Source organism: Halobacillus sp. B23F22_5, from assembly GCF_043497085.1.
In the GTDB taxonomy this organism is placed as follows: domain Bacteria; phylum Bacillota; class Bacilli; order Bacillales; family Halobacillaceae; genus Thalassobacillus.
In genome coordinates, this window is the sequence record NZ_JBIEKI010000001.1 from 521,772 (window position 1) to 546,612 (window position 24,841).

The window sequence follows — 24,841 nt, forward strand, 5'->3', positions numbered from 1 at the left end:
AGGGGGTAGACGGATGAGCACGCTGTTATTATTGAATTGGCTTTTATTTTTAGGCGTTACTATTTACGGTTTTTATTTATTCGTGCGCGTTGTCATGACGAGAATCGCTTATATCAAGCTCGGGAAAAAATTCGAGTTCGATGGAGCGGTCAAAGAAAGATTGAAGAATATCTGGATTTATGTTTTTGGACAAAAGAAATTATTAAAGGATAAAAAATCAGGCATCATTCATGTGATGATGTTCTATGGTTTCATCCTGGTACAATTTGGAGCCATCGATTTTATTTGGAAGGGGCTGGCGCCAGATAGTCATCTGCCTCTTGGACCTTTTTATCCAGGATTCACGTTCTTCCAGGAACTGGTCACTTTAATGATTCTGGTCGCTGTCGTTTGGGCCTTCCATCGACGTTACGTTGAAAAACTTGTCCGCTTGAAGCGTGGCTTTAAAGCAGGGCTTGTACTGTTATTTATCGGAGCATTAATGCTAAGCGTATTGATTGGTAATGGAATGGGCTTGATCTGGCACGGTCATGAAGGTGCCTGGACAGAACCTGTTGCGACATTGATTGCAAGCGCTTTCGGATGGATGAGCCCAACCGCTGCCGCTTCTGTGTTTTTCGTCATGTGGTGGATTCATCTGTTAGTACTGTTAAGCTTCCTTGTCTATGTACCGCAGTCCAAGCACGCCCATTTGCTGGCGGCTCCGGTCAATGTATTCCTGACCCGCCGTTCCGCACCTGGGAAGCTCTCTAAAATCGACTTTGACGTCGATGATGAGACTGCTGAAGAGGACGTTTCATTCGGTGTCGGTAAAATTGAAGACTTCAGCCAGCTGCAAATGATCGACTTTTATGCCTGTGTCGAGTGTGGCCGTTGTACGAATGTCTGCCCGGCCACAGGAACAGGTAAAATGCTGTCACCAATGGATCTGATCATCAAGCTGCGCGATCAATTGACAGAGAAAGGTGCTGCTGTAACCGGTAAGTCACCATGGGTGCCGGCTTACGCGTTCTCGAATACCGAAGGGAACCAGCTGGCTAAAATGGCACAGGCGCAGGGCAGCGGCGAAGCAGCTGCTTCTGTGGAAGCGGCGCAGAATCATAATCTGATCGGTGATGTCATCACAGAAGAAGAGCTATGGGCCTGTACGACTTGTCGTAACTGTGAAGACCAGTGCCCGGTTATGAATGAACACGTTGATAAAATCATCGACCTTCGTCGTTACCTTGTGTTGACCGAAGGGAAAATGGACCCGGATGCACAGCGTGCGATGACAAACATCGAACGTCAGGGTAATCCATGGGGCTTATCGAAGAAAGAGCGGGAAGACTGGCGCGATCAGGAGCCGGATGTCCGCATTCCGACTGTGAAAGAATTGAAAAAAGAAGGCGAAGAGTTTGAATATCTATTCTGGGTCAGCTCCATGGGGGCATATGACAACCGCAGCCAGAAGATCGCTCTTGCTTTTGCTAAACTGATGAATGAAGCGGGCATTAAATTTGCTACTCTGGGTAACAAAGAACGTAACTCCGGGGACACGGCTCGCCGGATGGGAAATGAGTTCTTATACCAGGAGCTTGTCGAGAAGAACATCAAAGAATTCGAAAAGAATGATGTCAAGAAGATTATCACGATTGATCCTCATGCCTATAATACGTTCAAAAATGAATACCCGGATTTCGGTTTTGAAGCAGAGGTCTACCATCATACCGAGCTGCTAGCTGAATGGCTGAAAGATGGCAGATTGAACCCGGTTAATGAGGTTAATGAGACAATCACTTATCATGATAGCTGTTACCTTGGCCGTTACAACGAAGTATACCAGCCGCCGCGTGAAGTGCTGGAAATGATTCCAGGCGTGAAATTGGTAGAAATGAAGCGTAACCGTGAAAATGGCATGTGCTGTGGAGCGGGTGGCGGTATGATGTGGATGGAAGAAAAAGCAGGTAACCGCGTCAACGTTGCACGGACCGAGCAGGCATTGGAAACAAGCCCTACGATGATTTCCAGTGGCTGTCCATACTGCCTGACGATGCTTTCCGACGGTACGAAGGCGAAAGAAGTCGAGGAATCTGTTGGAACCATGGATATTGCAGAAATTCTGGCCAAATCGATTTTTGAAGAAAAACAGGAAAAATCAGCATAATATTTTGAATTTTTGTGGAAAGTGTACAGAAAGTTTTGTACACTTTCCTTATGAGGGTAAATTGAGCGAGCGTTCAATCATGCCGATTCAAGTTGTTGCAAAGAGAGGCTGCACCGGTAATGAAAGCCGGTGTCCAACTCTCTTTTTATTCCATACTTTTTGTAAGCGTTATCAAAAAAGGGAGGGCTTTTATATGAGAAAAACAGTGATCGTATCAGGAGCAAGAACGCCATTTGCCAAATTCGGAGGGGCGCTTAGTACATTGACTGCATCCCAGCTGGGCGGGAAAGTGATCAAAGCTGCATTGGAACGCGCCAATTACAAGGCAGAGGACGTCAATGAAGTGATTATGGGGACTGTACTTCAAGGGGGACAGGGGCAGATTCCATCCCGCCAGGCAGCTCGTGAAGCTGGAATTCCATGGGAAGTGAAAACAGAGACAATCAATAAAGTATGTGCATCCGGTATGCGCAGTGTCACGATGGCCGACCAGTTCATCCGCCTTGGAGACGAGGACGTCGTTGTTGCAGGTGGTATGGAAAGCATGAGTAATGCGCCATATTTCATGCCAAAAGCACGCTGGGGGCTGCGGATGGGAGATGCCGCGGTCAAGGATTTAATGGTTCATGATGGTCTTACTTGTTCATTTGACGGTGTTCACATGGGCAACTATGGAAATAACGTCGCTGAAGAATATGAATTAAGCCGTGAGGCGCAGGATGATTGGGCGTATCGCAGTCACCAGCGGGCAATCAAAGCGATGGAAGACGGCAAGCTGGCAGAAGAAATAATTCCTGTTGATGTACCACAACGAAAAGGGGATCCAGTCGTCGTTGAAAATGATGAAGCGCCAAGAAAAGATACCTCGAAAGAATCACTTGCCAAGCTGCGTCCCGTATTCGGTTCAAACGGAACGATTACAGCAGGAAACGCACCTGGAGTAAATGATGGGGCCTGCGCAATGCTATTGATGTCCGACGAAAAAGCGAAAGAAATGGGAGCAGAGACGCTGGCAACCATTCTTGCACACGATGAAGTCGCTGTCGAAGCGAAAGACTTTCCGAAAACACCGGGAATTGTCATCAATTCACTGTTGAAAAAGGCAGGGAAATCATTGGATGAAATCGATCTGTTCGAAGTGAACGAGGCATTTGCGGCTGTATCATTGGCAAGCGGTAAAATCGCCGGTCTGGACAAAGAAAAAGTCAACGTTAACGGCGGTGCCGTAGCTCTTGGCCATCCGATCGGTGCAAGCGGTGCACGCATTATCCTTACCCTTGCTTATGAATTGAAGCGCCGTGGCGGTGGTTTAGGAATCGCGGCCATCTGCAGTGGCGGCGGACAGGGAGATGCCGTCCTGATCGAAGTACCGAAACAAAAATAATCCAGGAAACAATGATCCATAGATGTAAAAGTAAGAAAGGGGTTTATCTATGTCAATTAAACAAGTCATGGTGGTCGGGGCCGGACAGATGGGTGCTGGAATCGCGCAAGTATGTGCTCAGTACGGTTTTGCCGTCAAGTTGAACGATATTGCTGAAGAAGCGTTGGATAAAGGTAAAGCAGGAATTGAGAAACGTCTGGCACGTGCGGTGGAGAAGGGGCGTCTTGCTGAAGAAGAAAAACAAAAAACGCTGGATAACTTGTCCTTTACGACAGACGTCACGGAAGCGTCAAACTGTGATCTTGTAATCGAAGCGATCGTTGAAAATATGGATGTCAAAACAAAGTTGTTCAAAAAACTGGATGAAGTTGCTCCAGAGCATGCGATTCTGGCATCCAATACATCCTCCCTGCCAATCACAGAAATTGCGGCGGTCACGAACCGTCCGTCGCAGGTAATCGGTATGCATTTCATGAACCCGGTACCAGTGATGAAGCTGGTAGAAATTATTCGCGGCTTGCAAACGAGCGATGAAACCTATCAGTCTATCAAAGATATGACCGAAAAAATTTGTAAGTCACCAGTCGAAGTCAATGACTTCCCAGGGTTCGTATCGAATCGTGTGCTGATGCCGATGATCAATGAAGCGATCTATACGGTCTATGAAGGAGTTGCTACGCCGGAAGATGTCGATACGGTCATGAAGCTCGGCATGAACCATCCGATGGGACCACTGACATTGGCTGACTTTATCGGACTCGATACATGCCTGTATATCATGGAAGTGCTGTACGATGGCTTCGGAGACAGTAAATATCGTCCATGTCCATTGTTGCGTAAGTATGTCAAAGCTGGCTGGCTTGGTAAAAAATCAGGCCGCGGCTTCTATACGTATGAAAATTGATTGTCAGGGGAGAGGACAACGATGAATCTTCATTTTACAGATGAACAGGAAATGATGCGAAAGATGGTGCGCGATTTTGCTCAGAAAGAAGTAGCTCCAGCGATAGAGAGAATGGAGACAGAAGACCGTTTTCCACGGGAAATCGTCACCAAAATGGGAGAATTGGGATTGATGGGGATTCCAATTCCTGAAAAATATGGCGGTTCTGAGATGGATTATACCTCCTATATCATTGCCATCCACGAATTATCCAAAGTAAGTGCGACAGTAGGTGTTATCCTATCGGTGCACACATCTGTCGGCACGCTGCCGATTTTGAATTTCGGAACCGAGGAACAGAAACAGAAATATATTCCGAAACTTGCCTCCGGTGAGTATCTCGGAGCCTTTGCCCTGACAGAACCAAGTGCCGGGTCGGATGCAGGAAGTTTGAAAACAAGGGCGGTCAAACAGGGAGACAGTTATATCCTGAATGGTTCGAAGGTGTTCATTACGAATGGTGGAGAAGCGGACACCTATATCGTTTTCGCCCGAACCAACATGGATGAAACTGGCTACCAGGGGGTCAGCACGTTCATCATCGAAAAAGATACGCCGGGCCTTATTATCGGTAAGAAAGAAAAGAAAATGGGGCTTCATGGATCCAGCACGGTCCAATTGACGTTCGACAACTGTGAAGTTCCGGTAGAGCAGATGCTCGGGAATGAAGGAGAAGGTTTCAAGATTGCGATGTCCAATCTCAACTCCGGAAGAATCGGAATTGCAGCCCAGTCGTTAGGGATTGCCGAAGCGGCGATGGAGCATGCGGTTGCTTACGCGAAAGAAAGGGAGCAATTTGGCAAACCGATTGCCCAGCAGCAGGGGCTTGCTTTTAAGCTTGCTGATATGGCAACAGAAGTAGAGGCGGCAAAACTATTGACCTATCATGCAGCTTCTTTGAAAGAAGCGGGTGCTCCTTGTAATAAAGAAGTTTCAATGGCGAAAATGTATGCTTCAAAAACAGCGGTGAAAAACGCGATTGAAGCTGTTCAGGTGTACGGTGGCTATGGCTACACGGAAGATTATCCAGTTGAGCGACTTTTCCGTGATGCCAAGGTTTGTGAAATCTATGAAGGCACGAATGAAATTCAGCATATCGTAATCAGCAAACATTTATTGAAGGACTAATATTTCAGGGAGGATACCGACATGAACTTTCAATTGACCGAAGAACAAGAAATGCTACGTAAAATGGTGCGTGACTTTGCAAAGAATGAAGTGGAGCCGACGGCGGCCGAACGGGATGAAGAGGAACGTTTTGACCGGGAGATTTTTGATAAAATGGCGGAACTCGGATTGACCGGTATCCCATGGCCGGAGGAGTACAACGGTATCGGATCAGACTTTGTCAGCTATGTCCTTGCAGTAGAAGAACTTTCACGTGTCTGCGCTTCCACTGGTGTGACGCTATCCGCGCACATATCCCTTGCCAGCTGGCCAATTTATAAATTCGGTAATGAAGAGCAGAAGAAGACCTTTCTTGCTCAGCTTGCTTCTGGGGAAAAGCTTGGAGCATACGCCTTGTCCGAGCCAGGGGCCGGAAGTGACGTAGCTTCCATGCGGACCCAGGCGAAGCTTGACGGAGACCATTATGTACTGAATGGCAGCAAAGTCTGGATCACCAACGGTGGCGTCGCTGACATCTATATTGTATTTGCCAAAACTGATCCGGATGCAGGCAGCCGTGGCATCAGTGCTTTCATTGTAGAAAAAGGAACTCCAGGATTCTCTTTCGGTAAAAAAGAAAAGAAATTAGGCATCCGTTCGTCTCCTACTACTGAACTGATTTTCGAAGATTGCAAGGTTCCAAAAGAAAACCTGCTGGGAGAAGAGGGCAAAGGATTCAAGATTGCGATGATGACCTTGGATGGCGGTCGTAACGGAATTGCCGCGCAAGCAGTCGGGATTGCCCAGGGAGCTCTTGATGCTTCCGTAGCCTATGCGAAAGAACGGGAACAGTTTGGCAAGCCGATTGCCCAGAATCAGGGTGTATCTTTCAAGCTTGCAGACATGGCGACTGATGTAGAAGCGGCTCGTCTATTGACCTACCAGGCGGCCTACCTCGAGTCAGAAGGTAAGCCATACGCTAAAGCGTCTGCTATGGCGAAGTTATACGCCGGTGATGCGGCGATGCGCCACACTGTCGAGGCTGTCCAGGTTTACGGTGGATATGGATATACAAAAGACTATCCGGTCGAACGTTATATGCGTGATGCGAAAATCACCCAAATCTATGAAGGTACCAATGAAATTCAGCGTCTTGTCATCGGACGTATGCTGACAAAAGAATAGTAGAAAGGAAGCTATTATGCACCCATTAGCTGAACGGATCGAACAACAGGATATGCGAGCGTTGGCCAGGGCCATCACACTCGTTGAAAACGACGCGCCAGAAAAACTGGATATGCTGAGTGATATTTTTTCTTTGAAAAAGAATGCCCATTATATCGGAATCACCGGGGCGCCGGGGGCTGGCAAGAGCTCGCTCGTCAATCGCCTGCTCACTCACCTGCGCGCACAAGATCTGACAGTGGCCGTCATTGCTGTCGACCCGACCAGTCCGTTCAGCGGTGGCGCCCTGTTAGGGGACCGTGTCCGTATGAACCAGCATTTTACGGATCCTGGCATTTTTATCCGCAGCATGGCGACAAGAGGAAGCCTAGGGGGGCTCGCACGGGCGACGAAGGATACAATCCGGGTTTGCGACGCTTACGGATTTGACGTGATTCTTGTAGAAACTGTCGGTGTCGGACAGTCCGAACTCGATATCATGAAAGTTGCTGATACGACAGGGGTAGTGCTTACTCCAAACAGCGGGGACGTCCTCCAGATATTCAAAGCAGGGATCATGGAAATCGCGGATCTTTTCATTATCAATAAAGCGGATTTACCAGGTGTGCAGCGCCTGAAAACCACGCTTGAAGAATATATGATGATCGCCAACCCGAAAGGCTGGGTACCTCCGATTGTCCAGACGATTTCTACCAAAAATGAAGGAATCGACCAGTTATGGCAGGAAATCAGTCGTCATCATGACTACTTATATGAAACAGAAAAAGGGAAAGAGCAGCGACAGCAACAGCTGAAACTGGAAGTCTATGATTTGATCCGGGAAGAGATCTGGCGGGATGTCGAGCAGACGATAGAGAATGACCATCAAAAACAGCAGGCTTTCCAGGATACTGGTTCCGACCCTTATCAATTGGCTAAGGAATGGTTCCAGGAATGGAAAGTGAAAGGAGGGAATAGCCATGGCTGATCAACAGGTACCCTCATCGATCAAAGATCAGAGTCTCGTCGAGAAAAGACGCAACCAGATGATCAAGGGGGCCGTTTCTCTTTTTATCGAAAAAGGGTTCCATAAAACGACAACCAGGGAAATCGCGAAGGCCTCGGGCTTCAGCATCGGCACCCTCTATGAATATATCCGTACCAAGGAGGATGTGCTGTTCCTTGTCTGTGATTCCATTTATGAGCGGGTGAAGGACAGGATGGAGCAGGTCATCGATACAGAAAAGAAGACGATCGATAGCTTGATTCATGCGGTCACTTCTTATTTTCAACTGATGGATGATATGCAGGATGAAGTAGTAGTCATGTATCAGGAAGTCAAGTCCCTTCCTCGTGACTCTCAGGAATATGTTTTGCAAAAAGAGAAAGATATGGTGGAGATGTTGACCCAGGTAATTCGGAACAGTATTTCCACCCCAATGGCGGAACAGGATGTTTCTTTAATTGCCAATAATATATTCATTCAGGGACAAATGTGGGGGTTCAGGCGCTGGATGCTGCAAAAAGAATTTACACTGGAAAGCTATACAAAGCGGCAGGTCCACTTTTTATTAGAAGGTCTCAATGCAAATAGTATACAGAATCAACAAACTTCATAACTGAAGGAGGATGGGAACGATGGAACAACCTACGGTTTACCAGCCGAAGCACCCGGTCCGGTTCGTTACAGCTTCGAGCTTATTCGATGGACATGATGCTTCTATTAATATCATGCGCCGGATTTTACAATCGACCGGTGCCGAGGTCATTCACCTTGGACACAACCGATCTGTTGAAGATGTTGTCAATGCGGCCATTCAGGAGGATGCCCAGGGTATCGCGGTTTCTTCTTACCAGGGCGGTCACGTCGAGTATTTTAAATATATGATTGATTTGTTGAACGAAAAAGGCGCAGGCCATATCCGTGTGTATGGAGGAGGCGGAGGCGTCATCCTGCCGCGTGAAATCAAAGAGCTCCATGAGTATGGCGTTGCACGGGTATTTTCCCCGGAGGATGGGCGTGAGCATGGCCTCCAGGGTATGATCAACCAGATGATGGAAGAGTGCGACTTTTTGCCGCCGCTCGTTCCGGAAGAAACTATGAAGGAACTGGAAAATGGAGATCATCAGGCGATCGCCCGTTTCATCACCTACGTAGAGAACACGCCGGAAGAGGATCGTGAAGCTGCTGCTCAATTTGAAGCAGCTGTAAAACAAAGTGAGACGAAGAATATCCCGGTATTGGGGATTACAGGTACCGGAGGAGCAGGGAAAAGTTCATTGACCGATGAATTGATCCGACGCTTTTTAAATGAAATTCCTGACAAGAAAGTGGCCATCCTTTCGATTGATCCGACAAAGAAAAAGACCGGAGGGGCACTGTTAGGAGACAGGATACGTATGAACGCGATTTTTAATCCGCGTGTTTATATGCGTTCGCTGGCAACAAGAGATTCCAAATCAGAATTGTCGAAAGCGATTGAAGAAGCGATTCAGGTCGTTAAAGCAGCTGGAGTGGACTTTATCATTGTGGAAACAAGCGGTATCGGCCAGGGCAACGCGGCTGTAACAGAAGTTTCCGACTTATCCATGTATGTCATGACCGCGGAATTTGGAGCACCATCCCAGCTTGAAAAGATTGACATGATTGATTTCGCTGACTTTATTGTTATCAATAAATTTGAACAAAAAGGATCCGAAGATGCATACCAGCAAGTGCGTAAGCAATATGAACGCAGCCATATGCTGTTTCATGAAGATCCGGGCACTTTCCCGGTTTTCGGTACCATCGCCAGCCAGTTTAATGACCCGGGAACAAATACCCTGTTCGCAGCCATCATTGATAAGTTGAACGAAGGCTATGACTGGGGAGAGGAAACCTCTTTTGAAAGAACAGCAAATGTGGAAAAACAGAATGTCATTATTCCGAACGAACGGAAACAATACTTGCGTGACATCGCCATGCTGGTGCGCAACTACCATGACAATGCGGAACAGCAGGCAGAAAAAGCCCGCAAACTGTACCAATTGAAAGGGACAGCAGAAGCATTGGAAGATGAAGAAGCTAAAGAAAAAATCGAAGCATTGATCAGCCAATATGAGCAGGACATCGATCCGAAAGCGAAAGAAAAACTGGATGATTGGGATGCGCTTCATGAACGATACAGCGGCGATACCTACACTTTCAAGGTACGGGATAAAGAAATCACCATGGATTTGACGACAGAAAGTCTGGCCGGATTAAAAATACCGAAAGTAGCCTTGCCATCATATAACGACTGGGGTGACCGTCTCGTCTGGCTGCTGAAAGAAAACGTACCAGGTGCGTTTCCATTTACAGCAGGTGTATTCCCGTTCAAGCGTAAAGGGGAAGATCCGAAACGCCAGTTTGCCGGAGAAGGTACACCAGAAAGGACCAACCGCCGTTTTCACTATCTGTCGAAAGACGATGATGCCAAGCGGTTAAGCACTGCTTTTGACTCTGTTACTTTATATGGGGAAGACCCGGATGAACGCCCGGATATTTACGGGAAAGTCGGGGAAAGCGGTGTCAGCATTTGTACGTTAGAGGATATGAAAAAGCTGTATGACGGCTTTGACCTGACAGATCCCCTGACATCTGTTTCCATGACGATCAATGGACCGGCGCCGATCATTTTGGCGATGTTCATGAACACAGCGATCGATCAGCAGCTCGAGAAATTTGAGGAAGAACAGGGACGTAAACCGAACAGCGAAGAAATCCAGCAAATCAAAGCAGAAACGCTGCATGTCGTACGTGGAACGGTTCAGGCGGACATTTTGAAAGAAGACCAGGGCCAAAACACATGTATTTTCTCAACAGAATTCGCCTTGCGTATGATGGGGGATATTCAGCAGTACTTCATTGATCATGAAGTCCGCAACTACTATTCTGTCTCGATTTCCGGCTATCATATTGCCGAAGCGGGAGCAAATCCGATTACACAGCTTGCATTCACATTGGCGAACGGATTTACGTATGTCGAGTATTACTTGAGCCGTGGCATGGATATCAATAAATTTGCACCGAACCTGTCATTTTTCTTCTCGAATGGTTTAGATCCCGAATACACGGTGATGGGACGCGTTGCCCGAAGAATCTGGGCAATCATTATGAAAGAGAAGTACGGCGCGAATGAGCGGAGCCAGAAGCTGAAGTATCATATTCAGACTTCCGGACGTTCCTTGCATGCGCAGGAAATTAACTTCAACGATATCCGTACTACGTTGCAGGCGTTGATTGCCATCCAGGATAACTGTAACTCGCTCCACACCAACTCTTATGATGAAGCGATCACCACGCCTACGGAGGAATCTGTACGCCGTGCGATGGCGATCCAGATGATCATCAGTAAGGAGTTCGGTCTGACGAAAAATGAAAACTCCCTCCAGGGGGCCTATATCATCGAGCAGTTGACCGATATGGTAGAAGAAGCAGTCCTCCAGGAATTCGAGCGTATTAACGACCGCGGCGGTGTACTTGGCGCGATGGAACGTCAATACCAGCGTGGCAAGATCCAGGAAGAATCGCTTTATTATGAAAGCAAAAAGCATAGCGGCGACCTTCCAATTGTCGGCGTCAACACCTACTTGAACCCGACGCCGCCTTCAGAAGATGAGATCAATTCAATGGAAATTGCACGCGCTACGAAGGAAGAAAAAGAACATCAAATTCAAACACTGCGTGAATTCCAGAAAACGAATGGAGATAAAACAGAAGAAGCATTACAACGCTTAAAACAGGTAGCGGCAAGTGACGGCAACATCTTTGCAGAACTGATGGAAACTGTTAAGGTAGCAAGTCTCGGACAAATTACCAACGCACTCTACGAAGTAGGCGGACAATATCGCCGGAATATGTAAAAGTATACTAGGACTCTCAGTTCAGACTGGGAGTTCTTTTATTTCCACTTTAAGAAATTTGACCACCAGGGCTTTCAATGGGTATTGGCCACAAGCCAAAATTTCCCAAACAAAAACACCCTCATACTAAATGAGAGTGTTTTACCAGTAAATTAGTGTCCGCCGCCGACGGTGTCATGGTCGCCGGTTTGGTTGATTTGCTTGATGGATGGAGTAGTCTGTCCGTACCATTCATAAGTAAGGTCATAATTCTTTTCTTTGTCTAAAAGCATCCAAATATTTTCATCTTTCACTTTATATTTATCTCCGTCGATATAAATATAGTAAGCGTCACCCTTGTGGTCTTTCTTCTCAATTTGTACGCCTGTCAATTCTTCTGAATGAATCATCCCGTAATGCGTGAATAAATAATACCCGCCGACGAAGACGGTAAAGATGATGAGGAGCCATTTTGCAATCCGCATGAATCTTTCTCCTTTGTTTAATGTAACTGAACTTCGGATAGACTTATTTTACGATAAAAATGCAGCAAGACCAAACCAAATGGCATGGATTACAGCCTGTTTGGATAGAAAATCTCCCAATCATTGATTTTTATATAGGCTAACCATATAATATTAGGTATGGTTAAATATGAGAATCGTATGACTTGATAAAAGTAGACATATATACCTTAATTATCATTAAAGGAGTGCTGGACCTTGAGCTTGAAAGAGTATAGTAAAGATCAAATTGAAGAAATGTCCATGATTGATCTTGCGGCGGTTATGCTGGAAGAAAAAAGAGAGGCAGTCGACTTCAATGACTTGTTCCACGAGATTGCTGATATGAAGGGCTATACGGAGAAACAAAAGGAAAATTATATCGCCCAGTTCTATACGGATATGAACATTGACGGCGGATTCATGACGATTGGCACGAATAAATGGGGATTGAAACGCTGGTATCCGGTAGAACAGATGGAAGAAGAAATTTCCAACCTGCCGAAGAAGCGTAAAAAGAAAAAGCCGAAGCGTAAAGTGAAAAAAGAAACTGCAGATGAAGCATTGTTTGATGAAGATCTTGAGGAAGACCTTGATTTGGATGATGAAGACTTGGATCTTGATGAGAGCGATGATGGTTTTGAAGGGGATTATGACAACGATGACCTTGATGAAGAAGAGGAAGAGGTAATTGAAGATGACATTAGCTTCATTGGCGATGATGACGAGGAAGATGACGACCTCTGATTGCCGCTTGACTTTCAAACCGTAAATAAGTACAATCTTATTTGGGCTCTTAAAATTTCGTTGAACGAACCTAAAGGCGCTCCCCATTACCGGGGAGCGCTTTTTATTTTTGCTTATGCGTGTCGTGTCTTGCAGGGCGCTTGCGCTTTTCTTATTTGCTCCACTACATTTACGTGTTAATTTTTATGACTGCTGAAGCAGCCAGTAGGTCATGATATAAGAAAGATTACAGAAGAAAGAGGGATGACCGTGACAAAGTACATTTTTGTAACAGGTGGGGTAGTGTCTTCCTTAGGTAAAGGAATCACAGCCGCTTCACTTGGCCGTTTATTGAAAAACCGTGGGTTGAAAGTGACTATCCAAAAATTCGATCCATACTTGAACGTAGACCCTGGTACGATGAGTCCGTATCAGCATGGAGAAGTGTTCGTGACAGACGACGGTGCTGAGACTGACTTGGACCTTGGCCACTATGAGCGCTTCATCGATATCAACCTGAATAAATTCAGCAACGTAACGACAGGGAAAGTATACTCCCACGTCATTAAGAAAGAACGTCGCGGTGATTATCTGGGTGGAACCGTCCAGGTCATTCCACATATTACGAACGAAATCAAAGATCGTGTTTTCCGTGCCGGGCATGAAACAAACGCAGATGTTGTCATTACTGAAATCGGCGGCACCGTAGGGGATATCGAATCCCTTCCATTCCTGGAAGCGATTCGTCAAATCAAGAGTGATATCGGACGCGATCACGTCATGTACATTCACTGTACGCTTGTTCCTTATATCAAGGCAGCGGGTGAAATGAAGACAAAACCGACACAGCACAGTGTTAAAGAACTACGCTCACTTGGTATTCAGCCGGATGTGATCGTGCTGCGTACGGAAATGGAAATATCCGAAGAGATGAAAGAGAAGATCGCTCTTTTCGGGGACATTAATAAAAAAGCGGTAATTGAATGTCCTGATGCGGATACCCTTTACAAAATTCCATTGATACTGCAAGAGCAAAAGCTTGATCAACTGACTTGTGATCATTTCGGCTTGGATTGTAAGCCAGCCGATATGGCGGAGTGGAATCAATTAGTGGATAAAGTCACCCATTTATCTGATAAACTCACAATCGGCCTTGTCGGAAAATACGTCGAATTGCCTGATGCCTATATTTCTGTCGTGGAAGCATTGAAACATGCAGGCTATCCATATGATGCTGATGTTGATATCCAATGGATCAACTCTGAAGAAGTAGATCCATCCAATGTTGAAGATAAGCTTGCCGGAGTTGATGGTATTCTTGTCCCAGGTGGCTTTGGAGATCGAGGAATCGAAGGTAAAATCGAGGCGATCCGTTTTGCCCGTGAAAATAAGGTGCCGTTCCTTGGGATCTGCCTGGGCATGCAGCTGGCTACTGTCGAGTTTGCGCGTAACGTGCTTGGTTTAGAAGGTGCACACTCCGCTGAAATCGATCCAGCAACACCTCATCCAATTATCGACCTTCTTCCGGAACAAAAAGAAGTTTCTGACCTTGGTGGAACGTTACGACTTGGTATCTATCCATGTAAGCTGCAGGAAGGTTCCAAAGCAAAAGAAGCTTACGGAGATGAGGTTATTTACGAACGTCACCGTCACCGGTTTGAGTTCAATAATCATTACCGTGAAGAAATGGAAGAAAAAGGTTTCTCCTTCAGCGGCACCAGTCCTGATGGCCGCTTGATTGAAATTATCGAAGTTGAAGATCATCCATGGTTTATAGCAAGCCAGTTCCACCCAGAGTTCAAGTCCCGTCCGACTCGTCCGCAGGAATTGTTCTATGGATTCATTGGAGCGGCTGCTACCTATAAAAAATAATAAAAAAAGCGCGAAGCCTCATCGAAGGTTTCGCGCTTTTTCCATTTCCTGGACACCCCTGGGGTGCGGAGCGGGAGTCATTCGTATTCGGATAGGATTTCTTTTACGGTAATGTAGATCGCATAATAGCTGTAAAGTGCGGTCATGGCACTCGGAAAACAGATTCGTTCCATGTCAAAGGGCAACAGGGAGTCGGTCACTTTCGTATCTACCGGAAAATCAGCCTGTTTGTACAGGGGATCTTCCATGTTTTTTACGGAGGATAAACTGATCACCTGTGAGCCCTCCGCCTGGGCTTTGTGCATAATAGCTGTAGCTTCCTCGTGATCCGCGAACCTTGCTGAGAGAATCACCCGGTCGATGGAAGTCAGCTCGGTATCGGATTGATAACGCTGGCATTTTGGTAATGTTTCTTTTCCTGCTATCATTTCCGCTTCGACAGCCTTCATTTCTTCAAAGCCTTTCACATAAATGGTTCCATCCCCTACGATCGCTTGAGCCAGCGCTCTCGCTGCCTCTTCGATAGCGAGCGTTTCTTTTTCCTCGATTTGCTGAAATTTACCTGTCAATTGGGTAGTCAGCATCTTCATCATGATAATCCCACCTTTATTTACCATTCAATTTTCATAGCTTAGCACAAATGGCTGATGTTGAGAATAAATTAAAGCTGCCATAAGCAGGAAAAAAGTCAATTTATATCGAATGAAAAAAGAAGGAGGTATTATATGAGCGTAATTTAACTGCAGAAAGGTAGGCGAGCGATCATGGCCAAAGAAGTGTTGATTGTAGACGACCAGCCAGGTATCAGGCTATTACTGGAAGAAGTGGTCAAAGGAGAAGGATATGCAGTGGCTTGTGCCGAGACAGGGCGTGAAGCACTGGATTATATTGAAGCAAATGACCCAAACCTGTTGGTGATCGACTATAATCTTCCGGTCATGAATGGCGGTGAATTGCTGCACCATTTGAATGAGACAGGATACGACAAACCAGCCATTCTGATGACGGGTTTATCTGTGGAAAGCCTCGGTGCAGAAAAGGATTTCCACTTTGTGAAGAAAGTGGTTTCTAAACCGTTTAATATCATGGATATCCGGGAATTAATCTCCAAAATCATGCAATAAAAAGTGTACAAAAATTGACTATTTGAGAAAATTTTTGATGTAAGCGCTCTATCCTTCTTGGGTTGTTGCACCTTCGTCTGGGTATTGGTATTCTTATAATTGTGATTACACATACATAGCATGTCTGTGCGATTTGCAAATGTGCTAGTAAATAATATACCCACTCGAAGGAGGAGCTTTCATGCCTTTAGTATCAATGAAGGAAATGCTCGAAACTGCTAAGGAACAGCGCTACGGTGTTGGGCAGTTCAACCTGAATAACCTGGAATACGCACAAGCGATTCTTCAAGCAGCAGAAGAAGAAAAATCACCAGTCATCCTCGGTGTATCCGAAGGTGCAGCTAGATATATGGGTGGTTTCAATGTAGTGGTTTCCATGGTAAAAGCATTGATGGATGCTTATGGAACAACGGTTCCTGTTGCTATTCACCTTGACCATGGATCCAGCTTTGAGAGCTGTGCAAAAGCGATTCATGCAGGGTTCACTTCTGTTATGATCGATGCTTCCCATGATCCACTGGAAGAAAATATCGCAGTGACTAGAAAAGTCGTAGAACTAGCGCATCTTCATGGCGTTTCTGTTGAAGCAGAACTTGGCCGTGTCGGTGGACAGGAAGATGACTTGATCGTTGATGACGCAGAAGCAGCTTATGCTATTCCATCTGAATGTAAGCAGCTGGTTGACGAAACTGACGTTGATGTATTCGCGCCAGCATTAGGTTCTGTCCATGGTCCTTATAAAGGGGAGCCGAACCTTGGTTTCGATCGCATGGAAGAAATTATGGGTCTTGTCGATAAACCGCTTGTCCTTCACGGTGGTACAGGCATTCCGACACACGACATTAAAAAGGCGATCTCTTTTGGTACAGCGAAAATCAATGTAAATACCGAAAATCAAATCGCTCAAGGCAAGAAAGTCCGTGAAGTATTGGCGGAAAAGCCGGACCTTTATGATCCACGTAAATATCTTGGACCAGGACGCGACGCCATCAAAGAAACAGTCATTGGCAAAATGCGTGAGTTCGGTTCTTCCAATAAAGCGTAAATAAACAGATGAACAAAGGAAGCCGTTTTTTGAACGGTTTCCTTTTCAACATATTATGAAAACGCAATCATCGATGGGGAGGATTATTTACATGAAATTTTTTATTGATACTGCAAATATTGACGATATCAAGGAAGCAAATGCTTTAGGTATACTGGCCGGGGTGACGACAAACCCGAGCCTGGTAGCTAAAGAAGGCGTTTCGTTTCATGAACGTTTGCAAGAGATCACAGCAGAAGTAGACGGATCTGTCAGTGCAGAAGTAGTATCCGAGGATGCAGAAGGAATGATCCGTGAAGGGAAGGAACTTGCGGCGATTGCACCGAATATTACAGTAAAGGTACCAATGACGATGGAAGGTCTGAAAGCGGTCAAAGCATTGGCTGATCTTAACATCAAAGTCAATGTGACACTGATTTTCTCTGCCAATCAGGCTTTGCTTGCAGCAAGAGCAGGAGCAGCTTATGTATCTCCATTCTTAGGGCGTCTGGATGACATTGGTCATAACGGTCTGGAATTAATCGCTCAGATTGCGGAGATTTTTGACCGACATGGTATTGAAACAGAAATCATCGCTGCATCCGTCCGTCATCCCGTTCATGTTACAGAAGCTGCTATGAATGGGGCACACATCGCAACGGTTCCTTTTAAAGTATTGAATCAATTGGTGAAACATCCGTTGACGGATCAGGGTATCGAGAAATTTCTTGCTGATTGGAATCAACAAAAATAGCATGAAATTGGTAAAATTGTACAAACTAACAGCGCAGGAACAGGTTGACTGAGAACTGGATTTCTTGGAATAGACACTGCCGGGAATGTCAATCAATCGGACAATCACTGGCAAATCTCTGCTTCAGTCAGACATTTGCGGGTAGATTGCAGGATTAAAAGCGAGGAGTTAGCCATGCAAAAATTACTTGTAGAAGGCGGTAAAAGATTAGAGGGTACAGTACGGATCGGTGGCGCAAAGAACAGTGCGGTTGCCTTGCTTCCAGCAGCTATATTGGCTGAATCGCCAGTCACGATCGAAGGTCTGCCAAAGATCTCTGACTTGCAGATCCTAAGCGACCTGCTGGAGGAGATTGGCGGCACGGTGAAGAAAGAGGGGCAGACAATTGAAATCGATCCATCGGAAATGATTTCCATGCCTCTTCCAAATGGTAAAGTGAAGAAGTTACGAGCGTCCTATTATTTCATGGGTGCAATGCTCGGCCGTTTTAAAAAAGCAGTCATTGGACTTCCGGGGGGCTGCCACCTCGGTCCGCGTCCGATCGATCAGCACATAAAAGGTTTTGAAGCGTTAGGTGCCCAGGTGACAAACGAACAGGGAGCCATTTACCTGCGTGCGGAAGAGCTGCGCGGTGCACGCATCTACCTGGATGTGGTCAGTGTCGGCGCGACCATCAATATTATGCTGGCGGCAGTTCGGGCTAAAGGAAAAACGGTTATTGAGAATGCTGCCAAGGAACCTGAAATCATTGATGTTGCTACCCTGCTTACCAGTATGGGAGCGAAGATCAAAGGTGCAGGCACGGATGTGATCCGGATTGAAGGTGTGGATCAGCTTAGCGGCTGTAACCATACGATTATTCCGGATCGTATCGAAGCAGGAACCTATACGATTCTGGCAGCAGCGCTTGGGGACGGAATCCTGATTGATAACGTTATCCCTCAACACTTGGAATCCCTGCTTGCCAAATTGCGTGAGATGGGAGTCACGGTGGAAGAAAGCGATGAGCAATTGTTCATCAAAACGAGCGAAAAGCTGAAGAGCGTCGATATCAAAACACTCGTGCATCCAGGTTTTCCAACGGATTTACAGCAGCCATTTACGTCGCTTTTGACAAAAGCATACGGGACAGGTGTCGTCACTGATACAATCTATCAGGCGCGTTTCAAACATATCGATGAACTGCGACGCATGAATGCCCACATTAAGGTGGAAGGTGGAGCCGCGATTGTGGCAGGTCCATCTCCGTTACAAGGGGCGAAAGTCAAAGCGACCGACCTCCGTGCCGGAGCAGCACTTGTTATTGCTGGTCTGATGGCAAAGGGGATTACAGAAGTCACCGGAATTGAGCATATCGAACGAGGATATGAGGACCTCGTAGAGAAGCTCACAAATCTCGGGGCGACTATCTGGCATGAAAAAATGACCGAAGAAGAAGTAGAGCAGTTTCAAAATTCATAAGATCTTAGTTTCCATGGAGATGGGGAAAAATTCAGATATGAATGGAGAGGAAATACCATGGAAAGAAGTTTGACAATGGAATTGGTACGTGTCACTGAAGCGGCGGCACTTAAATCTGCACGATGGATGGGAAGAGGGAAAAAAGAGGAAGCGGATGATGCAGCAACATCTGCCATGCGCGATGTCTTTGATACCATCCCGATGAAAGGTACCGTCGTTATCGGTGAAGGGGAAATGGATGAAGCGCCGATGCTTTACATTGGAGAGAAGCTCGGCAATGGCTACGGCCCTCGTGTCGACGTTGCGGTCGACCCGTTAGAAGGGACGAACATTGTGGCACAGGGGACATGGAATGCGTTAGCTGTCATTGCGATTGCTGATCATGGTGCCCTGCTTCATGCACCGGATATGTACATGGATAAAATCGCTGTCGGACCGGAAGCGGTGGGCAAAGTGGATATCAATGCCTCGATTGCCGACAACCTGAAGGCAGTAGCGGAAGCGAAGAACAAAGATGTAGAAGATGTGGTAGCCATCGTGTTGAACCGGAAGCGCCATGAAGGGATCATTGAAGAAATTCGTGCCGCTGGCGCAAGGATTAAGCTGATTCCTGATGGAGACGTGGCTGCAGCCATCAATACAGCGTTCGATCATACTGGTGTCGATATTCTGTTTGGTTCAGGCGGTGCTCCGGAGGGGGTACTTGCTGCTGCGGCGTTGAAATGTCTTGGTGGAGAAATCCAGGGTAAGCTGCTTCCAGCCAATGATGAAGAGCTGGAACGCTGTAAAAGCATGGGAATCGAAGACATCAACAAAGTTCTTTATATGGACGATTTTTGTTCCGGAGATGACGCGATCTTTGCTGCCACCGGCGTAACGGACGGCGAACTGTTGCAAGGTGTACAATTCAAAGGCACGAAAGCAACGACACAGACGATCGTCATGCGCGCAAAATCAGGTACTGTCCGTTTCATCGATGGGGATCACAGTTTGAAAAAGAAACCGAATCTAGTAATCAAACCTTAATAGGCAAGGGAGCCGTCATAACGGCTTCCTTTTCCCTTATTTAAGCCGAAAAATAAGCATTTTAAAGATAGATCTGATTTTTTTTGAGTTTTATATTGAATAGTTTCATGGAAAAGAGTTAAAATGGTTAAAGTTTAAACAACCCTTAAATAGTGAAAAACCTCTGTAAGCTTCTCAAAATTAGCTTCGAGAATTTCTTCTATCACTTCAAAAAATGTTCTTTCGAAAAAGAATAGCATACTTTGCCAATTTTCTTGCTGTCCCCTCCTGTTTATATATTTACTCTTTAGCAGATAGATAGCGGTACAGGGCTTAAAGACGGCAGACGGAACCAAGTAACAAAAATATAATAGTGTGGTGATTTTGTGGCTGAATTGACAATATCTCATTTAGAAACGTTAACCCTGAAAGATTTATACGCATTAGCACGGCAATTTAAAGTATCTTATTATGCAAAACTGACAAAACGGGAACTGATTTTCGCCATTCTGAAAGCCCAGGCGGAAAAAGGTGGATATTTATTCATGGATGGAATCCTGGAAATCATACCATCTGAAGGATTCGGTTTCTTACGACCGATCAATTACTCCCCTAGCGCGGAAGATATCTACATTTCTGCATCCCAAATCCGTCGTTTTGACTTGAGGAATGGAGATAAGGTCTCGGGGAAAGTACGTCCTCCAAAGGAAAACGAACGTTATTACGGGCTGCTTCATGTCGATGCGGTCAACGGGGAAGACCCGGAAACCGCGAAAGAGCGTGTTCACTTCCCAGCCTTGACTCCGCTCTATCCGGACCGGATGATGAAGCTGGAAACGAAAAGCAAAAACATTTCCACCAGGGTGATGGATCTGATGGCGCCGGTAGGCTTCGGACAGCGTGGTTTGATTGTAGCACCGCCGAAGGCCGGGAAAACGATGCTGCTTAAAGAGATTGCACACAGCGTTTCTCTGAACCATCCTGAGGCGAAATTGATCATCCTGCTTGTTGATGAACGACCGGAAGAAGTTACGGATATCGAACGATCGGTTGCTCCAGATGTAGACGTTGTCAGTTCGACGTTTGATGAAGTACCTGAAAACCATATCAAAGTTTCCGAGCTCGTATTGGAACGTGCCATGCGCCTGGTGGAGCAAAAGCGTGATGTTATTGTACTGATGGACAGTATCACAAGGCTTGCCCGTGCTTACAACCTGGTCATTCCCCCTAGCGGACGTACTCTGTCCGGAGGAATCGACCCGGCAGCATTCCACCGTCCGAAACGATTCTTCGGTGCCGCTCGTAATATCGAAGAAGGTGGAAGCTTTACGATTTTGGCTACCGCTCTTGTCGATACCGGTTCACGGATGGATGATGTCATTTATGAAGAGTTCAAAGGAACAGGTAACATGGAGCTTCATCTGGACCGCAGCCTGGCACAGCGCCGTATTTTCCCGGCTATCGACGTGCTTCGTTCCGGCACACGGAAAGAAGAGCTGCTGCTTCCTAAAACACATTTGGAAAAAATGTGGGCGATTCGCAAAGCATTATCTGACACCCCGGATTTCGCGGAGCGTTTCATGCGCAGATTGAAAGCATCGAAAAATAACGAAGAGTTTTTCGATATCATGGATAAAGAAATGAAAGGCAAGTCGACCGGCAGAAGAGCTCAGCCCCAGGGAAAATAAAACAAGTTCTTGCAATGCAAAAATGCCCCTGTTATAATCATTCTATGTGAGTTTCGAGACAGGGCAGGTTCTGCCTGATACGGCTCTTACAATAACTCTGTTTCCAAAGGATTCAGGGCAAAAAGGAGTGGAAGAACATGAAAAACGGCATTCATCCAGAATACCGCAAAGTCGTATTTCTAGACACAAGTTCTGATTACAAGTTTCTAAGTGGTTCCACACAGGGATCTGACGAAACTATTGAATGGGAAGATGGCAACACATACCCATTGATCCGCGTAGAAATCAGCTCAGCTTCTCACCCGTTCTACACAGGTAAGCAAAAAGCTGATAAAGAAGGCGGCCGTGTCGATCGCTTTAAGAAAAAATACAACATTAAGTAATATTCGTCATATCATACTGGATATACGAATTTCTGCGAAAAACAGGCAAATCGTCTAACTTTGCCTGTTTTTTTGCACTTCAAGATAGATTAACTGTGTTAAAGGAATAAAGTATAAGAAAAGCAGAGGCTTTTGCCAAAAGGTAGGCCGGATTTTTTCTAATACGAACAAGAGATGAAAAGGGGACTGTCGCTGTCCTGCCGGCAGTTCCCTTCTTCTGTTTTTTTACCATGTCTGTTATAGATGGAGATTCGGGAAGGGAGCGACTAACAACGTGTATGTGATGAAGCAAAGCGGTTGGGTAGAAGTGATTTGTGGGAGTATGTTCAGTGGGAAGTCCGAAGAATTGATACGTCGTGTCCGTCGTGCTACATATGGTAATTTGTCCGTCCGGGTGTTTAAACCGCTTATCGATGATCGATATTCGGAGGATGCGATTGTATCCCATAATGGAACTTCCGTGCTCGCCCGTCCTGTGGAGCACTCGAAGGATATTTTAGCAGCCGTCGATGATACCATTGATATTGTTGGAATAGATGAAGTTCAGTTTTTTGATGAGGAAGTCGTAGATGTCGTGGAGGAGCTTGCCGATAAAGGGATCCGCGTCATTGTTGCCGGTCTGGATACCGACTTTCGTGGCGTGCCGTTTGGCTGTATGCCGGACTTGATGGCACTGAGTGAAATGGTGACAAAATTGAACGCTATCTGTCCGGTTTGTGGTTCACCAGCGAGTCGTACCCAGCGTCTGATTGACGGAAAACCAGCCTCATACGATGATCCGATCATTCTTGTCGGAGCTTCAGAATCCTACGAGCCGCGTTGCCGTCATCATCATGACGTGCCTAATAAGCCCAGGCAATCGCAGCTGAAAACCAAGATATCCAATTGAATAATGAAGCTGACTAAAGCATCAAAAACCTACCCGTTTTTGGTGCTTTTTGATTAGAATTATTTTTGTCAGCCATATATTCGGTAATTTAAAATAGAAATTTAGCCAAAATAGCTTAAAATTAAGAAAATAACTAATAACCAGCGCTCCCTGCCTGATTCATATTTTTCTCTGTTAGGGACATCCTAAGAAAAAAGCGCAAGGAGTGGGAAAATATGAAATACCAGGCGACAGCGATAATGATATTTGCAGCGATTCTCCTCGCAGCATGCGGTGGTGTAGGGGATCAGGATCAAGCAGGCGAAGGCTTGATGAACACCCAGAATCCTGAAGAAAAAGGCAGCCAGATCGATAATCCGCGTATGATCAATAATGTCGGTGACAGCTGGGGGTTAAAGCAGGATCGCGAAAAAATCAAATCGGCTGCTGAGAGCGTGCCGGGAGTTGAAGTCGAGCGTATCATACTGGAAGGTCCGCTCGTACGTGTGACGGCAAATGTCGATAATGACCGTTTATCAGATGGAGACAGACAGGACTGGGAACAGCAGATTGAGCAGGCGATTTACCGGGCGGTTCCCCGCTATGACATCAAAGTAAGGGTTCGATGAGGGGATTCGGTTATCAGGGCGGCTGGAGCACAGCTGCCTTTCTTTTTTTACTTTTGCCCGTCATCTTGTAACTCCCAAGTCTCTATAATATAATTAGACTGTTATAGAGAAAGAGGTGGATCTACATGTTAGAACGTTTGCAATCCCTTGAAGATCGATATGAAAAATTGAATGAACTCCTCAGTGATCCTGAGGTCATCAGTGATCCGAATAAATTACGAGAATATTCGAAAGAGCAGTCTGATCTCGAAGAAACCGTTCAGGCATACCGGGAATACAAAGATGTCAGCACCCAATTAAACGACGCTAAAGTGATGCTGAAGGATAACCTGGATGATGAGATGCAGGACATGGTTAAAGAAGAGATCGATGAACTGAGCACTCAGAAAGAAGAGCTGGAAGAACGGTTGAAATACCTGATGCTGCCGAAGGATCCGAATGATGATAAAAACGTCATCATGGAAGTCCGTGGTGCAGCCGGCGGTGATGAAGCTGCTTTATTTGCGGGTGACTTGTTCCGGATGTATACACGCTATGCGGAAACGCAAGGGTGGAAAATAGAGGTCATCGAATCCCATCAAAATGATGTAGGTGGCTATAAAGAGGTCATCTTCATGGTCAATGGCCAGGGAGCATTCTCAAAGTTGAAGTATGAAAACGGCGCTCACCGTGTCCAGCGTGTGCCGGAAACGGAGTCAGGCGGCCGGATCCATACCTCCACGGCAACTGTAGCAGTACTTCCGGAAGCGGAAGAAGTAGAAGTAGACATCCATGATAAAGACATTCGTGTCGACACATTCGCATCAAGTGGTCCTGGCGGGCAAAGCGTTAACACGACCATGTCTGCTGTTCGACTTACACATGAGCCGACAGGGGTCGTCGTCTCTTGTCAGGATGAAAAGTCTCAGATCAAGAACAAAGAAAAAGCGATGAAGGTGCTTCGTGCCCGTATTTATGATAAATTCCAACAGGAAGCGCAGGCGGAGTATGATGAGAATCGTAAGTCCGCTGTTGGTTCCGGAGACCGCTCTGAACGGATCCGCACCTACAATTTCCCTCAAAGCCGTGTCACCGATCACCGTATCGGTTTGACTATCCAGAAGCTCGATCAGATTTTAGAAGGTAAGCTTGAAGAAATCCTTGACGCATTGATCGTTGAAGAGCAAACGAAAAAATTGGAGCAGATTGGTGAATAAC

22 protein-coding genes are annotated in these 24,841 nt (G+C 46.1%); 20 read left to right on the top strand and 2 right to left on the bottom strand.

Features of this window, described 5'->3' with window-relative positions; genetic code table 11:
- Positions 1 to 13: 13 nt before the first annotated feature.
- The 8 genes from ACGTN9_RS02490 to icmF all read left to right on the top strand — a co-directional run bounded on the left by ACGTN9_RS02490 (position 14) and on the right by icmF (position 11,628).
- On the top strand, positions 14 to 2,146 hold the full coding sequence (locus ACGTN9_RS02490) for a heterodisulfide reductase-related iron-sulfur binding cluster (protein WP_499590193.1): 2,133 nt from the start codon (positions 14 to 16) through the stop codon (positions 2,144 to 2,146).
- A 193-nt stretch (positions 2,147 to 2,339) separates the two neighbouring features.
- Positions 2,340 to 3,530: an acetyl-CoA C-acetyltransferase gene (locus ACGTN9_RS02495; RefSeq protein ID WP_499590195.1), complete on the top strand. Its 1,191-nt coding sequence runs from the start codon at positions 2,340 to 2,342 to the stop codon at positions 3,528 to 3,530.
- A gap of 49 nt (positions 3,531 to 3,579) precedes the next feature.
- Positions 3,580 to 4,434 carry a 3-hydroxybutyryl-CoA dehydrogenase gene (locus ACGTN9_RS02500; protein ID WP_499590197.1) on the top strand — a complete coding sequence of 285 codons (855 nt, stop codon included), beginning with the start codon at positions 3,580 to 3,582 and terminating at the stop codon, positions 4,432 to 4,434.
- A gap of 21 nt (positions 4,435 to 4,455) precedes the next feature.
- Positions 4,456 to 5,601 carry an acyl-CoA dehydrogenase gene (locus ACGTN9_RS02505; protein WP_499590199.1) on the top strand — a complete coding sequence of 382 codons (1,146 nt, stop codon included), beginning with the start codon at positions 4,456 to 4,458 and terminating at the stop codon, positions 5,599 to 5,601.
- Positions 5,602 to 5,622: 21 nt separating this feature from the next.
- The gene (locus ACGTN9_RS02510) at positions 5,623 to 6,765 is read left to right on the top strand and encodes an acyl-CoA dehydrogenase (RefSeq protein ID WP_499590201.1); all 1,143 of its coding nucleotides are present in this window, start codon (positions 5,623 to 5,625) and stop codon (positions 6,763 to 6,765) included.
- 16 nt (positions 6,766 to 6,781) lie between these two features.
- Positions 6,782 to 7,732: a methylmalonyl Co-A mutase-associated GTPase MeaB gene (meaB, locus tag ACGTN9_RS02515; protein ID WP_499590203.1), complete on the top strand. Its 951-nt coding sequence runs from the start codon at positions 6,782 to 6,784 to the stop codon at positions 7,730 to 7,732.
- On the top strand, positions 7,725 to 8,363 hold the full coding sequence (locus ACGTN9_RS02520; RefSeq protein ID WP_499590204.1) for a TetR/AcrR family transcriptional regulator: 639 nt from the start codon (positions 7,725 to 7,727) through the stop codon (positions 8,361 to 8,363). Before meaB ends, ACGTN9_RS02520 begins: the two co-directional genes overlap by 8 nt.
- Positions 8,364 to 8,382: 19 nt before the next feature.
- The gene (gene icmF / locus ACGTN9_RS02525) at positions 8,383 to 11,628 is read left to right on the top strand and encodes a fused isobutyryl-CoA mutase/GTPase IcmF (protein ID WP_499590206.1); all 3,246 of its coding nucleotides are present in this window, start codon (positions 8,383 to 8,385) and stop codon (positions 11,626 to 11,628) included.
- Between the two features lie 152 nt (positions 11,629 to 11,780).
- On the opposite strand, the gene ACGTN9_RS02530 is transcribed toward icmF, so the two are convergent.
- Positions 11,781 to 12,092: a hypothetical protein gene (locus ACGTN9_RS02530; protein WP_499590208.1), complete on the bottom strand. Its 312-nt coding sequence runs from the start codon at positions 12,090 to 12,092 to the stop codon at positions 11,781 to 11,783.
- 237 nt (positions 12,093 to 12,329) lie between these two features.
- Here ACGTN9_RS02530 and rpoE point away from each other — a divergent pair, with 237 nt between their 5' ends.
- On the top strand, positions 12,330 to 12,857 hold the full coding sequence (rpoE, locus tag ACGTN9_RS02535; RefSeq protein ID WP_499590210.1) for a DNA-directed RNA polymerase subunit delta: 528 nt from the start codon (positions 12,330 to 12,332) through the stop codon (positions 12,855 to 12,857).
- Between the two features lie 249 nt (positions 12,858 to 13,106).
- Positions 13,107 to 14,708 (top strand): CTP synthase, encoded by a 1,602-nt coding sequence (gene pyrG, locus ACGTN9_RS02540; protein ID WP_499590212.1) that lies wholly within the window; start codon positions 13,107 to 13,109, stop codon positions 14,706 to 14,708.
- A 77-nt stretch (positions 14,709 to 14,785) separates the two neighbouring features.
- Here the strand turns inward: pyrG and ACGTN9_RS02545 are convergent, their stop codons facing one another.
- Entirely contained in the window at positions 14,786 to 15,301 is a 516-nt protein-coding gene (locus ACGTN9_RS02545; protein WP_499590214.1) for a DUF2529 family protein, read from the bottom strand.
- 171 nt (positions 15,302 to 15,472) lie between these two features.
- Between ACGTN9_RS02545 and ACGTN9_RS02550 the strand changes: the two genes are divergently transcribed.
- The 10 genes from ACGTN9_RS02550 (at position 15,473) to prfA (ending at position 24,840) form a co-directional block, all read left to right on the top strand.
- On the top strand, positions 15,473 to 15,832 hold the full coding sequence (locus tag ACGTN9_RS02550; protein ID WP_499590216.1) for a response regulator: 360 nt from the start codon (positions 15,473 to 15,475) through the stop codon (positions 15,830 to 15,832).
- 181 nt (positions 15,833 to 16,013) lie between these two features.
- Positions 16,014 to 16,877, top strand: coding sequence for a class II fructose-1,6-bisphosphate aldolase (gene fba / locus ACGTN9_RS02555; protein ID WP_499590218.1), 864 nt, complete (start codon positions 16,014 to 16,016; stop codon positions 16,875 to 16,877).
- A gap of 91 nt (positions 16,878 to 16,968) precedes the next feature.
- Positions 16,969 to 17,610 carry a fructose-6-phosphate aldolase gene (fsa, locus tag ACGTN9_RS02560; protein ID WP_499590220.1) on the top strand — a complete coding sequence of 214 codons (642 nt, stop codon included), beginning with the start codon at positions 16,969 to 16,971 and terminating at the stop codon, positions 17,608 to 17,610.
- Between the two features lie 174 nt (positions 17,611 to 17,784).
- Positions 17,785 to 19,071, top strand: a complete 1,287-nt coding sequence (gene murA / locus ACGTN9_RS02565) for a UDP-N-acetylglucosamine 1-carboxyvinyltransferase (RefSeq protein ID WP_499590222.1) — start codon at positions 17,785 to 17,787, stop codon at positions 19,069 to 19,071.
- Positions 19,072 to 19,128: 57 nt separating this feature from the next.
- Positions 19,129 to 20,097: a class II fructose-bisphosphatase gene (gene glpX, locus ACGTN9_RS02570; protein WP_499590224.1), complete on the top strand. Its 969-nt coding sequence runs from the start codon at positions 19,129 to 19,131 to the stop codon at positions 20,095 to 20,097.
- A 365-nt stretch (positions 20,098 to 20,462) separates the two neighbouring features.
- Entirely contained in the window at positions 20,463 to 21,764 is a 1,302-nt protein-coding gene (gene rho / locus ACGTN9_RS02575; RefSeq protein ID WP_499590226.1) for a transcription termination factor Rho, read from the top strand.
- Positions 21,765 to 21,901: 137 nt separating this feature from the next.
- On the top strand, positions 21,902 to 22,147 hold the full coding sequence (locus ACGTN9_RS02580) for a type B 50S ribosomal protein L31 (protein ID WP_028784124.1): 246 nt from the start codon (positions 21,902 to 21,904) through the stop codon (positions 22,145 to 22,147).
- 274 nt (positions 22,148 to 22,421) lie between these two features.
- Positions 22,422 to 23,036 carry a thymidine kinase gene (locus ACGTN9_RS02585; protein ID WP_499590229.1) on the top strand — a complete coding sequence of 205 codons (615 nt, stop codon included), beginning with the start codon at positions 22,422 to 22,424 and terminating at the stop codon, positions 23,034 to 23,036.
- Positions 23,037 to 23,251: 215 nt separating this feature from the next.
- Positions 23,252 to 23,644 carry a hypothetical protein gene (locus ACGTN9_RS02590; RefSeq protein WP_499590231.1) on the top strand — a complete coding sequence of 131 codons (393 nt, stop codon included), beginning with the start codon at positions 23,252 to 23,254 and terminating at the stop codon, positions 23,642 to 23,644.
- A 125-nt stretch (positions 23,645 to 23,769) separates the two neighbouring features.
- Positions 23,770 to 24,840, top strand: coding sequence for a peptide chain release factor 1 (gene prfA / locus ACGTN9_RS02595; RefSeq protein ID WP_499590233.1), 1,071 nt, complete (start codon positions 23,770 to 23,772; stop codon positions 24,838 to 24,840).
- The last annotated feature ends 1 nt before the right edge of the window (position 24,841 follow it).